Source organism: Mesorhizobium sp. AA22, assembly GCF_001672375.2.
In the GTDB taxonomy this organism is placed as follows: domain Bacteria; phylum Pseudomonadota; class Alphaproteobacteria; order Rhizobiales; family Rhizobiaceae; genus Mesorhizobium; species Mesorhizobium wenxiniae.
The window spans coordinates 560416-573795 of sequence record NZ_CP048406.1 but is presented as its reverse complement, the minus strand read 5'-3'; the positions used below and the strand labels follow the sequence as shown (position 1 = coordinate 573795).

Annotated in this window: 12 protein-coding genes and 1 pseudogene; 10 read left to right on the top strand and 3 right to left on the bottom strand. The window is 64.5% G+C overall.

From position 1 onward, the window contains the following. The first annotated feature begins 22 nt into the window (after nt 1–22). From A9K68_RS02710 to A9K68_RS02695, 4 genes are read left to right on the top strand one after another with little or no spacing between them, the layout of a single operon-like run. Nucleotides 23–904 carry a branched-chain amino acid ABC transporter permease gene (locus A9K68_RS02710; protein WP_029347224.1) on the top strand — a complete coding sequence of 294 codons (882 nt, stop codon included), beginning with the start codon at nt 23–25 and terminating at the stop codon, nt 902–904. Then, nucleotides 901–1863 carry a branched-chain amino acid ABC transporter permease gene (locus A9K68_RS02705; RefSeq protein ID WP_065011635.1) on the top strand — a complete coding sequence of 321 codons (963 nt, stop codon included), beginning with the start codon at nt 901–903 and terminating at the stop codon, nt 1861–1863. Before A9K68_RS02710 ends, A9K68_RS02705 begins: the two co-directional genes overlap by 4 nt. Continuing rightward, nucleotides 1860–2585 (top strand): ABC transporter ATP-binding protein, encoded by a 726-nt coding sequence (locus A9K68_RS02700; RefSeq protein ID WP_065011700.1) that lies wholly within the window; start codon nt 1860–1862, stop codon nt 2583–2585. Before A9K68_RS02705 ends, A9K68_RS02700 begins: the two co-directional genes overlap by 4 nt. Beyond that, on the top strand, nt 2582–3301 hold the full coding sequence (locus A9K68_RS02695; RefSeq protein WP_065011634.1) for an ABC transporter ATP-binding protein: 720 nt from the start codon (nt 2582–2584) through the stop codon (nt 3299–3301). The genes A9K68_RS02700 and A9K68_RS02695 overlap by 4 nt, the downstream gene beginning before the upstream one ends. Here the strand turns inward: A9K68_RS02695 and A9K68_RS02690 are convergent, their stop codons facing one another. Then, nucleotides 3302–4732 carry a sodium:proton antiporter gene (locus A9K68_RS02690; RefSeq protein ID WP_065011633.1) on the bottom strand — a complete coding sequence of 477 codons (1431 nt, stop codon included), beginning with the start codon at nt 4730–4732 and terminating at the stop codon, nt 3302–3304. A 41-nt stretch (nt 4733–4773) separates the two neighbouring features. After that, complete coding sequence (gene pncA, locus A9K68_RS02685) at nt 4774–5373, bottom strand: bifunctional nicotinamidase/pyrazinamidase (RefSeq protein WP_029347234.1); 600 nt, start codon at nt 5371–5373, stop codon at nt 4774–4776. Between the two features lie 304 nt (nt 5374–5677). Here pncA and A9K68_RS02680 point away from each other — a divergent pair, with 304 nt between their 5' ends. From A9K68_RS02680 to A9K68_RS02655, 6 genes are all read left to right on the top strand, one after another. Continuing rightward, nucleotides 5678–6541 carry a xanthine dehydrogenase family protein subunit M gene (locus A9K68_RS02680; RefSeq protein WP_065011632.1) on the top strand — a complete coding sequence of 288 codons (864 nt, stop codon included), beginning with the start codon at nt 5678–5680 and terminating at the stop codon, nt 6539–6541. Nucleotides 6542–6621: 80 nt separating this feature from the next. Continuing rightward, on the top strand, nt 6622–9576 hold the full coding sequence (locus A9K68_RS02675; protein ID WP_246811283.1) for a molybdopterin-dependent oxidoreductase: 2955 nt from the start codon (nt 6622–6624) through the stop codon (nt 9574–9576). Continuing rightward, the gene (locus tag A9K68_RS02670) at nt 9573–11114 is read left to right on the top strand and encodes a 6-hydroxynicotinate reductase (protein ID WP_065011630.1); all 1542 of its coding nucleotides are present in this window, start codon (nt 9573–9575) and stop codon (nt 11112–11114) included. The genes A9K68_RS02675 and A9K68_RS02670 overlap by 4 nt, the downstream gene beginning before the upstream one ends. Next, nucleotides 11114–11995, top strand: coding sequence for a thiamine biosynthesis protein ApbE (locus A9K68_RS02665; protein ID WP_065011629.1), 882 nt, complete (start codon nt 11114–11116; stop codon nt 11993–11995). The genes A9K68_RS02670 and A9K68_RS02665 overlap by 1 nt, the downstream gene beginning before the upstream one ends. After that, nucleotides 11988–12572, top strand: a complete 585-nt coding sequence (locus A9K68_RS02660) for an amino acid synthesis family protein (protein ID WP_029347243.1) — start codon at nt 11988–11990, stop codon at nt 12570–12572. Before A9K68_RS02665 ends, A9K68_RS02660 begins: the two co-directional genes overlap by 8 nt. Beyond that, nucleotides 12569–13030 (top strand): MarR family transcriptional regulator, encoded by a 462-nt coding sequence (locus tag A9K68_RS02655; RefSeq protein ID WP_065011628.1) that lies wholly within the window; start codon nt 12569–12571, stop codon nt 13028–13030. Before A9K68_RS02660 ends, A9K68_RS02655 begins: the two co-directional genes overlap by 4 nt. A gap of 90 nt (nt 13031–13120) precedes the next feature. Here the strand turns inward: A9K68_RS02655 and A9K68_RS02650 are convergent. Next, a pseudogene (locus tag A9K68_RS02650) lies at nt 13121–13368 on the bottom strand (sugar ABC transporter substrate-binding protein); the annotation flags it as partial. Between the last annotated feature and the right edge of the window lie 12 nt (nt 13369–13380).

Sequence of the window (13380 nt, the reverse complement as noted above, 5' to 3'; positions counted from 1 at the left end):
TTCTCGCACCTGCCAGCGCATAATGGCCTTCGGACCCCACCTCCTCCTCGCCGCCCTCGAAGGCCTCGTCACCTCCGCCGTGCTGGCGCTGACGGCGCTTGGCCTGTCGCTGGTGTTCGGCGTCATGCGCGTCGTCAATGTCGCCCATGGCGAGTTCTTCATGCTCGGCGCGGTGCTTGCCTGGGCGATCTCCACGGCGATATCAGGCCATCCGGCGGTCGGCTTCCTGGCCGCCCTCGTGCTGGGGCCGCTGATCGTCGGTCTGATCGCGCTCGTCTCCGAACGGCTGGTGTTGCGCCGGCTGAACTACAATCCGGAGGCCACCATCGTCGCCACCATCGGCATGCTCTACATCATCCAGCAACTGGCGCTGACCTTCTACGGTCCGGAGGCACGGCCCGTGGAGCCGCCCTTCAGCTATCGCATCCTTTTGCCGTGGTTCGGCTACTCCGGCTACAAGCTGTCGATCATCGCCGCATCGGCGCTTCTGCTGGTCGCGACGTGGTTCGTGCTGACGCGTACGAAAATCGGCCTCGTCATGCGCGCCACGCAATATGACCGCGAGACGGCGCAGGCCTTCGGCATTCCGGTCGACCGCGTCTATGCCGGCGTCTTCGCGCTCGGCGCCATGCTGGCCGCGGTGGCCGCCGTGCTGATCGTGCCGATCAGCCAGGCGCACTATCTTATGGGACAGGACCCGCTGCTGCTGTCCTTCATCGTCGTCATCATCGGCGGGCTCGGCTCGCTGCGCGGCACCGTCGTCGCTGCCGTGCTCATCGGCTTGTCGGACGGCATCATCTCGGTGTTTTTCTCGCCGACTCTGGCCAAGATCATCGCCACGCTACTGGTTGCCATGGTGCTGGTGTTCCGGCCGCAAGGCCTGTTCGGGACGGCATCGCGATGAAGGAGGCTTCACCGGTAAAAGCCTATGCGTTGCATGTGGGCGTCATCGCGCTGTTTTTCGCCCTAAGCTTCGTCCTGCCGGAATATCACCACGGGCTGCTCGCCCGCATCATGGTGCTGGCGGTTTTCGCCATCGGCTACAACATGCTGTTCGGCTATGTCGGGCTGCTCAGCCTCGGACATGCCATGTTCTTTTCGGCTGGACTCTATGGCGCAGGCCTTGCCGTCATCCATCTCGGCTGGAGCGTGCCGGCCGCCTTCGCCGCCGGCCTTGCATGCGGCGCGCTTCTCGCGCTGGTGATCGGGGTGCTGGCGCTGCGTACTTCCGGCGTTGCCTTCATGATTGTCACCATGATGTTCGCGCAGGTATTCTATCTCATAATCCTCTATTTCGCGGCCTGGACCGGCGGCGATCAGGGCCTGGTCGTGCCGCAGTCGGCGCGTGTGCTTGTTTTGGGCGACACGTCGCTCGGCCTCACCGACCCGACCGTGCGCTACATGAGCGCGCTCGCCCTGTTCTCGATCGTGCTGCTGGTGGCGCTCGTTATCGTCCGCTCCAGGTATGGCCGTGTGCTGGTCGCCATTCGCGAAAACGAGGAGCGGACCAAGATGCTCGGCTACGACACGTTTTCCAACAAGCTCGCCGCGGTCGTAGTCTCCGGCACGATCTGCGCGGCTTCGGGCGCCGCCTACGCGCTGCTGTTCGGTTATGTCGGCTCAACCTTCGCCTCGGTGCAATATTCCATCCTACCGCTGCTCTGGGTGCTGCTCGGCGGTGCTGCGACCACGCTCGGTCCGCTGATCGGCACCCTGTTCATGTACTATGTCGTCGACATCACCAGCGGCTACACCTCGGCCTATCTGCTGATCGTCGGCATCGCCCTCATCCTGCTGGTGCTGTTCTTCCCCAGGGGCATTCTCGGCACCGTCCGCCAGCGCTGGCTTGGATGGCTGCCATGATGCCGCTGCTGACGACCAAGGGCCTGTCCCGCAATTTCGGCGGCCTGCGCGCCGTCGACGGTGTCGAATTCGCCCTCATGCCCGGCGAGATTCGCGCCGTCATCGGCCCCAATGGCGCCGGCAAGACCACCTTCGTCAGCCTGGTCAGCGGCCGCATCCAGCCGTCCTCGGGCATGATCGTCTTCGACGGCGCCGACATCACCAGCCTGCCGGCCTACGCCAGGGTCCGCCTTGGCATTGCCTACACCTTCCAGATCACCAGCGTCTTTGCCAACCTCACCGCTTACGACAACGTCGCACTGCCAGTGCAGCGCACGCTGACCGGTGGCCGCTCGAAAGGTGCCGTGCATGCCGGCGTCATGGCGGCGTTGGAGCGCACCGGCCTTGCCGACCGCGCCCACATGCCGGCCGGGCAATTGTCCTATGGCCATCAGCGCCTGCTCGAAGTGGCGATGGGGCTCGCGCTAAAACCGCGCCTGCTGATTCTTGACGAGCCGACGCAGGGGCTGGCCGACAGCGAGATCGACAATTTCATCGGGCTGGTGCGCGAGATCGCCAAAAGCGCGACTGTGCTTCTGATCGAACACAACATGCCGGTGGTGATGCAGCTTGCCGACCGCATCACCGTCTTCAACGCCGGCAAGATCCTGGCCGAAGGCTCGCCCGAGCAGGTCCGTGCCAATGCCGAAGTGCAGGACGCCTACCTGGGGACCGCCCCATGACTGAAACACGGTCTGAAGCACTGACCATCTCCGGGCTCGACTGCTTCTACGGCGAGGTCCAGGTGCTCTACGGCCTCGACCTCGTGTTGAACAAAGGCGAGGTGCTTTGCCTGTTTGGCCGCAACGGCGCCGGCAAGACGACGACGCTGAAGGCGATCATGGGCCTCGTTCCCTCACGCGCCGGCTCGATCAGGCTCGACGGCAAGGAGTTGACTGGCATGCTGGCGCATGACGTGCCGAAGGCCGGCGTCGCCTATGTGCCGCAGGGCCGGCGGCTGTTCGCCGAGATGACGGTGGCTGAAAACATCGAGATCGGCCTGATGGCCCGCGGCAAGGGCAAGACGACGCGCGAAAACGTGCTCGACCTTTTTCCGCTGCTGCGTCAGCGGCTCAGACAGCGCTCCGGCACGCTGTCGGGCGGCGAGCAGCAGATGCTGGCTATGGCGCGGGCCCTGTGTCTCGAACCGCAGGTGCTTCTACTCGACGAGCCGACCGAAGGGCTGATGCCGTCGATGATCGCCAGGATCCGTGAGACCGTGTCGAAGCTGCGCAATCTTGGCGTCTCGACGATCCTGGTCGAGCAGCGGGTCGATGCCGTGCTATCCGTCGCCGACCGGGTCTCGTTCATTGAGAACGGTCGCAACCGCGAGACCGTCGATGTCGAGGAGCTCCGCGCCGATCCGTCGGCGGTCCGCCGCTATGTCGGCGTGGGTTGATCAGCCAAAGAACAGAAAACCCGCGATCAGGAATATCGGGATCAGCACCGCGCCCGACCATGCCATGTAGCCGAAGAAGCCCGGCATCTTGACGCCGCGATGTCTGGCAATCGCGTAGACCATGAAGTTCGGCGCATTGCCGATATAGGTGTTGGCGCCCATGAACACCGCGCCGGCCGAGATCGCCGCCAGCGTGGAGGCGAAGGTGGTCATCAGATGCTGTGGATCGCCGCCGGCGAGCTCGAAGAACACCAGATAGGTCGGCGCATTGTCGAGGAAGGATGACAGCGCTCCGGTCATCCAGAAATAAGCGAGGTCGTTTGGCTCGCCCGTCGGCGAGCTGACAAGCGAGACCAGCGGTGCCAGCGCGCCGTCGGGGCCGGCCCTGAGAATGGCGATGACCGGCACGATGCAGATGAAGATGCCGGCAAATAGTTTAGCCACTTCGGCGATCGGCTCCCAGTGGAAGTTGTTCGCCTGCCTGTGGCTCTTGGGCGAGACGCCGAGCGAAAGGAAGGCAAGCGCCAGGATGACGGCGTCGCGCACGAGGTTCTGCAATTCAAGGCTCACACCGTGGAAGGAGAAAGCCACGCCCGGCTTCCAGGTCGCGGAAAGCAGGATCGCGCCGATGACCCCGGCCAGCAGCGGGACGTTGGGCAGGCCGCGGATGCGCACCTTCGTGTCCGGTGTCGGATCCTTGATCTTCGGCGCGCCGGCCTCGCGGCGATGCAGGATGATGTCCATGGCCAGGAAGACGGCCAGCACCAGGCCGCCGACGAACAGTGTCTCCTGATAGAGGTTGGTGGTGGTCCAGAAGAAATCGACGCCGCGCAGAAAGCCGACGAACAGCGGCGGGTCCCCGAGCGGCGTCAGCGACCCGCCGATGTTGGACACCAGGAAAATGAAGAAGATGACGACATGGGCATTGAACGCCCGGTTGTCATTGGCGCGCAGGATCGGCCGGATCAGGATCATCGAGGCGCCGGTCGTGCCGATGACTGAGGCGAGCATCGCCCCGATCAGCAGCAATCCGGCATTCACCAGCGGCGTGCCATGGATGTTGCCGGCGACGAGGATGCCGCCTGAAATGGTGAACAGCGCAAACAGAAGAATGATGAACGACATGTATTCGGTCAGCAGTGCGTGCAATACCGCCTCTGTGGCCGAAGGCATGCCGAACGCCACCGCCAGCGGCACGACCGCGAGCGCCGCCCAGAAGAAGGTGATCTTGCCGTAGTGATGCTCCCAGACATGGTGGAAGAGCAATGGTCCGGTGGCGATCGACAGAAGCAGGCCGGCAAAGGGCAGCGCCCACCACAGCGACATTGTTTGGCCCGGCAACTGGTGGGCCTCGGCTGCGAGCGCTATTCCCGGAAACAGGGTTGCGACTGCCACCACTGCGCCCGCCGTCAAAGCCGCCGCAAACCGCATAAAGCCCCCTCTGGAATTGTGTCGGATGCGATTGGTGATGTTCAAGCCAGCGTCACGCCGGCATCGCGCATCCGATTCAGCATCGTCTCGACGGACCCGTTGAGATTAATGCCGCGGCAGGCGTCGAGCCGCACTGTTGTGTGGAAGCCCTGCTTGACCGCATCGAGCGCCGAAAAGGCGACACAGAAATCGGTCGCGAGACCAACCAGGGTCAGCGTGTCGATGCCGCGCTCCCTAAGATGGCCGGCAAGACCGGTCGGCGTCGTATGGTCGTTCTCGAAGAAGGCCGAATAGCTGTCGATCGCCGGCCGGAAGCCCTTGCGGATGACCAGTTCGGCCTTGGTCCAGGCGAGGCCGGAGTGAAAGTCCGAGCCTAGGCTGCCCTGGATGCAGTGGTCCGGCCACAGCGTCTGCTGGCCGTAAGGCATCTCGATCGTCTCGAACGGCTTCTTGCCGGGATGACTGGAGGCAAAGCTCGAATGGCCGGCGGGATGCCAGTCCTGCGTCAGCACGACATGTTCGGTCCGCCGGATCAGGTCGTTGACCAGCGGCACGATCTCGTCGCCGCCGGCCACCGCCAGCGCGCCGCCCGGGCAGAAATCGTTCTGCAGGTCGATGATGACAAGCGCTTCGTCGGCCATGGAGCCTCCCTCTTGTTTGTCCGGAGGCATGACCCGAACCGGAAGTCTGCCGAAACGTGGAATCCGGTGTTCGAAGCCAGGCCCCACCGAAAAATGCCGCTAACGCGACCGGATGGAGAAACTCGACCAGATGGCCGGCTGCGTCAACCTCCAACGGTATAACAAATGCGTGCCGCTGCGCCGAGGCGGAGAGCGGCCCCAAACTCTGGCTTTGACAAATCTTGCCGGCTTGATATCATTTGCATACGAATGAATTTGACCGGCCCGAGTGCCGGAAGGATCCCTATTTCTGGGAAGGCAAAGCGTGATCCGTTACGCGAAACCCACCACCGTCGACGAGGCTCTCGCTTTGCTTGGCGAGGCTTCATGGCGCATCCTTGCCGGCGGCACCGATTTCTACCCGGCACAAGGGGCCAAGCCTTTCCGCGAGAATGTCCTCGACATCAACGGTCTGGCGGCGCTGCGTGGTATCGCCGAAACCGAGGACCATTGGGTCATCGGTGCGCGCACGACGTGGACTGATCTTGTCCGTCATCCGCTGCCGGCGGCTTTCGATGCGCTGAAGCAGGCGGCGCGTGAAGTCGGGTCCGTGCAGATCCAGAACGTCGCCTCCATCGCCGGCAATCTCTGCAATGCCTCCCCGGCCGCCGATGGCGTGCCGGCTCTGCTCATTCTCGACGCCGAGGTCGAACTGCGCTCGACGGCGATGGTCCGCCATCTGCCGCTGCAAAAGTTCATCCTGGGAAACCGCCGCACGGAACTGCAGCCGGGCGAAATGGTCACCGCCATCCGCGTGCCGAAAAACGCGGCCACCGGGGCGTCGGCTTTCGTAAAACTCGGCGCGCGTCGCTATCTCGTCATTTCCATAGCCATGGCGGCCGCCCGCCTGACCGTTGAGGGCGGCATCGTCGGCAATGCTGCCGTCGCCGTCGGCTCCTGCTCCGTTGTCGCCAAGCGTCTCTTGGGCGTCGAAGCAGCCTTGCGGGGGCTCCCAGTCGACCACGCTCTCGCCACCGCGATCCAGTCCGCACCGATGGACGAGCTGTCGCCGATCGGCGATGTCCGCGGCAGCGCCGAATACCGGCTGGACGCCGCGCGTGAGATCGTCGTCCGCGCCGTACTAGATGCCGCGGGCCATATGCCTACGGCAAGGGTGGCGGCGGCATGAACCAAGCTCAACCTGACATGACCGAAGCTCAGCCTGGCATCAGCGGAGCTCAGCCTGGCATGAGCATGGCTCAGGCTAGCATGAGCGAAGCTCAGCCTGACATGAGCGAGGCTCAGCCTGACATGAGCATGGAACGCGCCGACATCGCTTTCAAGGTCAACGGCGCCGCCGTATCTGTCTGCGTGCCGCCGGTTCGCCGTCTCTCTTCGGTGCTGCGCGACGAATTGCACCTGACCGGCACCAAGGTCGGCTGCGACGCCGGCGACTGCGGCGCTTGCACGGTGCTTGTCGATGGCGAACCGGTCTGCTCCTGCCTCATGTCAGCGGCTTCTGCCGCTGGAACCGTGGTGACGACCGTCGAGGGTCTCGCCAACGGCAGATTATCGGCGCTGCAGGCCTCGTTCCTCGATCATGGCGCAGCGCAGTGCGGCATCTGCACACCCGGCCTGCTGGTCGCGGCGACCGCACTTCTCGACAGCAAGCCCAACCCAACCGAGGCTGAAACACAGGATGCACTGGGCGGCGTCCTCTGCCGCTGCACCGGCTACCGCAAGATCATCGCTGCGGTGATGAATGCTGGACGGTTCGCGAGCGAACTCTCGACCGACGGCGCTGCCCCCAATCCGCCTGCCGGCACCTTCTCCTCGTATAGTGACGGGGAGAAGGGACAAGCTCCAGCGCGGGCGTCCCCCTCTCCCCGTCTTTCACGGGGTGAGGGTGAGGGGCAGCACCAACTTAAGCGGCTGGATCTCGACCGTGACCGCAGAATGCCAATCTCAGGCCATGCCGTCGGTTCGTCGCCGATCAGGCTCGACGGCCTGCCGAAAGTCACTGGAGGCGAAAAATTCGGCGGCGATTCCTTTCCGGCCGATGCGCTGGCGGTGCTGGTGGTCCGCTCGCCGCATTATCATGCCCGCTTCGCTTTCGGCGATCTCGACGCCTGGATAAAAGCTCATCCCGGCATCGTCGGCGTCTACACCGCTGCCGACATTCCTGGAAAGAACAGCTTCGGCGTCATTGCGCCTTTTGCCGATCAGCCGGCGCTGGCTGAAGGTTTTTCGCGCTTTCGCGGCGAGGCGGTGGCGCTGGTTGCCGGTGAGCGCGAGGCCATGCTCGATCTCGACCTTTCGGATTTCCCTGTTCGTTGGACTGAGTTGCCGCACGTTCTGCAGCCCTGCGAGGCGCAAGCCGGCGGCGCACAGCTGATCCACGAAAATCGGCCGGCAAACCTGCTCACATCAGGCTTTGTCGAGCGCGGTGACCCCGAAGCCGCGCTTGCCGGCGCGGCTTTCACGGTTTCCGGCGCCATCGACACGTCCTACGTCGAGCACGCCTATATCGAGCCGGAAGCCGGCCATGCCTATATGGACGGCGACACGCTGGTCGTCGTCGCCTGCACGCAGGCGCCGTACATGGACCGCGACGATGTGGCAAAGGTGCTTGCACTTGCCGTCGACAAGGTGCGCATCGTGCCAACCGCCACCGGCGGCGGCTTCGGCTCCAAGCTCGATGTTTCGTTGCAGCCGCTGATCGGTCTGGTCGCGATGCAAACCGGGCGGCCGGCCGCACTCGCCTACACCCGCAATGAATCGATGATCTCGACCACGAAGCGCCATCCCGCTGAGATGAAGGCGACGATCGGCGCCGATGCCGATGGCCGCATCATCGGCATGGTCTTTGCAGGCGATTTCAACACCGGCGCCTATGCGAGCTGGGGTCCGACCGTCGCCAACCGCGTGCCGGTGCATGCCTCCGGTCCCTATGCAACGCCGAACTATCGCGCCGAAGGCCGCGCCATCCACACAAACGGCCCGATCTCCGGCGCCTTCCGCGGCTTCGGCGTGCCGCAGGCGACGATCATGCAGGAGACGCTCTATGACGAGCTCGCCGAAAAGCTTGGGCTGGATCGGCTCGATTTTCGCCTGAAAAACTGCCTTCGTAACGGCTCCGAAACGGTTACTGGCCAGAGGCTGGAATCGGGCGTCGGTATCGCCGAGTGCCTTGAAGCGCTGCGGCCGCATTGGATGCGCGCCCTTGTCGATGCCGAGTTGTTCAACGCCGGCAGCAGTACAAAAAAACGCGGCGTCGGTGTCGCCTCTTGCTGGTATGGCTGCGGCAACACCTCGCTACCCAATCCGTCGACCATCAGGGTCGGCATCTCCGCCTCCGGCAATGTCGTCCTGCATCAGGGCGCGGTTGACATCGGGCAAGGCTCGAACACGGTCATTGCCCAGATCTGCGCCGACGCGCTCGGCCTGCCGCTGGAAAAATTCCGGCTGAAAAGCGCCGACACAGCGATCACGCCGGACGCTGGCAAGACGTCCGCTTCGCGCCAGACCTTCGTGACCGGCAAGGCCGCCGAAAAGGCCGGCCGCGCCTTGCGCGAGACCATGCTGCGCTTTGCCAACGTGTCGGAGAAGGCGGTGATCGCTCTGGACGGCGCAAGCCTGGTCATCCGCGAGGGCGAAGCGACCCGGCATATCGATTTGTCAACGCTGAAGGCCGATGCCGATGGCTTCGTTTTCCGCGCCGAGGAAAGCTACGACCCGCCGACATTGCCGCTCGACGCCAAGGGCCAGGGCGAGCCTTACGCGGTCTACGGCTACGGCGCACAGATCGCCGAACTGGAAGTCGACCTCAAGCTCGGTACGGTGAAGCTGATCAAGATCACCGCCGCGCATGATGTCGGCAAGGCGATCAATCCGCTGCTCGCCGAAGGCCAGATCGAGGGCGGCATCGCGCAAGGCATCGGCATGGCGCTGATGGAGGAATACATCCCTGGCCGCACCGAGAATCTGCACGACTATCTCATCCCGACCATCGGCGACGTACCGCCGATCGAGACCATCCTGATCGAAATTCCGGATCCGGAAGGACCCTTTGGCGCCAAGGGTCTTGGCGAACACGTGCTGATCCCGACGGCGCCCGCGATACTCAATGCCATCCGTCATGCCACCGGTGTCCTGGTCACCAAAATTCCGGCGACGCCGAGCCGCATCCGCGCGGCGATACGGGACAAGGAGGCACGCCGATGAGCGAGCTGGCCGAACGCTTCGAAACGCATGATCCCGGCGAGAAGCAGGTGGCGGAGAAGATCCGCTGCGATGCCTGCCCGGTGATGTGCTACATATCAGACGGCCGTACCGGCGCCTGTGATCGCTACGGCAATGTCGGCGGCAGGATCGTGCGGATGGATCCGCTGACCATCCTCGACCACGCGACCGAGACCGGTGGCGCGGTCGTGCCGTTTATCGCCGAGGGCGAAGAATGGGACGGCGAACTGGTCAACACGGGCCGCCGCTTCGTCACCGCGATCGGCGCCGGCACCACCTACCCCGACTACAAGCCGGCCCCTTTCATCGTCAGCCAGCAGGTCGAAGGCGTCGATCTCGTCACCGTGGTAACCGAGGGCATCTTCTCCTACTGCGGCGTCAAGGTGAAGATCGATACCGACCGTCATATCGGCCCTGAAACGGCGACGGTGCGCGCCGGAGGCGAGGCGATCGGCCATGTCACGACAGGCGAATACGGTTCGCAGATGCTGTCGCTCGGCGGCGTGCATCATCTCACCGGCGGCTCGAAAGCCGAAGGCCGCGCCACCTGCGATGCGCTGCTTAATCTATGCAACCGCAAGCCGGTCGAACTTGCTATCGATGGCGGTGCCACGGTGATCGTCGAAGCCGGCAAGCCGCCGGTCATCGACGGCAAGCTCGAACACCGCATGCGCGTCGGCTGCGGCTCGGCCACGATCGGCATGTTCGCCACCCAGTGGCGCGGCCTGGTCGACGAGGTGGTGGTGGTCGACGACCACATCACCGGCGTCGTCTCCGAGCATCAGGCAGGCAAGGTGCTCGGCTGGCAGGAGACGGGGATAAAAATCATCGGCCGCCGTTCGACCCCGGGCCGCTATTTCAAGGTCTCCGAGCCCGGCCTCGGCTGGGGCGGCACCAGCATTTCCGACCCGCTGTCGATCCTAGGCGAATGGAGTGCGAAGAAGGGCGCGCGGCCCGGCCTGTCGCTGCTGATGGTCTCGACCACCGGCGAGCAGTTCGCCTATTACGAGCTCGACGACGAGTTGAAGCCGGTGCAGAAACCTTTCCCGGAGCGACTGCAGAAGTCTGTCGGCCTGATCGAGGACAATTGCGAGCCGGCGCTGTGCACCGTGCTTTTCGTCGGCGGAGCCGGCGGCTCGCTGCGCGCCGGCGTCACTGAGAACCCGGTCAATCTGACCCGCTCCGTGCAGGGCCTGACGACTTATGTGACCGTTGGCGGCGCGCCGGTCTATGTCTGGCCGGGCGGCGGCATCACGCTGATGGTCGACGTCACCCGCGTGCCGGAGAACGCCTTCGGCTATGTGCCGACACCGGCGCTGGTCGCGCCGATCGAGTTCACCCTGCGCCGCGACGACTATGTCAGGCTCGGCGGCTACGAAGCCGAGATCCGCAGCGTCCATGACATTCTCGCCAAAGGCGGCGAATATCTCAATCCGCGCCGCGGCACGGCTGCGCCGGCCAGCAATCCGTGGCCGCCGCTGGCGCAGTTGCGGCGCGCAGCGGGCAACGGGGTCACGTGATGAACGGCCCGCAGGCGCATTGGCTTGAGGACGGCAGGCGGCTGCATCTCAATCATGGCCCGATCGACCTGATCATTGAGGCATTTGGCGATGCGAGCGAATGCCGCGCCGCCTATGGCCAGGCGCTGGCGCGGTTTCAAACAATCCTGTCGGAACTCGTCGAAGAGCTGCCAGAATTGCGCCGGCCAGCCTCCTTGCGGCCACGTGCTTTCGCTGGCCCAACGGCGCGGCGCATGGAAGCGGCGGTCAATCCGCTGGCGGAACAATTCATCACACCCATGGCCGCCGTCGCCGGTTCGGTAGCCGACGAAATGCTTGGCGCGCTGCTGGCCGGGCGCCGGCTCGATCGCGCCTACGTCAACAATGGCGGCGACAGCGCGATCCACCTCGGCAACGGCCGGTCCATGACCCTTGCCATTGCCGGGACAGGCCATGGTTTGGCAGACCGCATCACGATCCACGCCGAAGACGGGATCCGCGGCGTCGCGACGAGCGGCTGGCGCGGCCGTTCCTTTTCGCTCGGCATCGCCGACGCCGTCACCGTGCTGGCGCGGACGGGTGCTGAAGCCGATGCCGCCGCGACCCTGATCGCCAACGCCGTCGACCTGCCCGGTCATCCTGCCGTCGAGCGCGTGCCGGCGCGCGCTCTGGCGCCCGACAGCGACCTTGGCGATCGCCGGGTCACCCAGGGCGTCGGCGTGCTTTCATCAGGCGAAATAGCCGCGGCGCTGGACAGCGGACTCGCCGTCGCCGAAGAGTTTCGGGGACACGGCCTGATTGCCGCCTCAGCGCTGTTCCTTGCCGGTCAGGCACGGATCGCCGGTCCCATGGCGCTCGTTGCGCCCAGTGAGAAATCAAGGAAGGAAATTGCCCATGTCTGAGTTTGCGATCCGCAAGGTTGCGGTGCTGAGCGAAGAGATATTTCACGAGGGCGGGCCGGTGGCGAAGGTGCCGCGCCGCCGTGCCGCCGCCATGGCGGTGGTGAAGAACCCGTTCGCCGGCCGCTACGTGGAGGATCTGCAGAGCGCCATGGACGATCTGAAGCCGCTCGGGCTGTTGCTTTCCGACAAGCTGATCGCCGCGTTGGGCGGCGACGTGAAGCAGATCGACGGCTACGGCAAGGGCGCCATCGTCGGTATCGCGGGGGAGCTGGAGCATGGTGCGCTGTGGCATGTGCCTGGCGGCTATGCGATGCGCGAACGGCTCGGTGACGCCAAGGCGATCGTGCCGTCGGCAAAGAAGGTCGGCGCCTTCGGCTCGCGGCTCGACGTGCCGCTCGGCCATATCAACGCCGCCTATGTGCGCAGCCATTTCGATGCCATGGAGGTCGGCATCAGCGACGGGCCTCGTCCCGACGAGATACTGTTCTGCCTCGCCATGACCTGCGGCCCGCGCGTGCACGACCGCATGGGCGGCCTTGCGGCAAAAGACATCAAGGCTTGGGACGGACTGCGGTGAGCGCCGAGGACGTCAAGCTCAAGCTGGTCGAGGCCGAGGAGCCAGACGAAAACGATTACCGTTTGCAGGAGCAGGTCGGCTTCATCCTGCGCAAGGCGCACCAGCGCCATGTCTCGATCTTCGCCGCGCACATCGCCGACCTGACACCGCCGCAGTTCGCCGCCCTGGCCAAATTGCACGATGTCGGCGAGACCTCGCAGAACCAGCTTGGCAGCCTGATCGCCATGGATGCGGCGACGGTGAAAGGCGTCATCGACCGGCTCAAGGCGCGGGGCCTGGTCGAGCTTTCCAAGCATGAGGTCGACAAAAGGCGCCTGCTGGTCAGTCTGACTGCTGAGGGCCGCAATGCCGTCGAGCGGCTGATCCCGATTGCCCGCGACATCACGGAGGAAACGCTGGCGCCGCTTTCCGCCAAGGAGGCCGCCATTTTCATGAAGCTTTTGGCCAAGCTGGCGTGAACAGGCCTTGGTCAGCGCTGCCCCTCACCTGCCTGCCGGCATCCTCTCCCCGTAGAACGGGGAGAGGTGCTCGTCATCGACGACTTCGTCTCAGACCCCATTCTCCTTCAGGATCTGGGCGGCATTTTTCTTGGTGATCTTCTGCATCGGAAGCGTGATGGTCTTTTCTCGCCGTTCAGGAACTTGATCGCCTTGCCGCAGCCCTTCGGCACCCGGCGTCACGTAGGCGAACGTCACCGTTGGCAAGAGCTGCACGCCTTCGATCGAGGGCTGTCGCCGAAAAACTTGATGTCTTGCTCGCGACCGGCGTCCTTGGCGGCAAGGTAAGCGCCGTAGCTTGTGACCGTCGA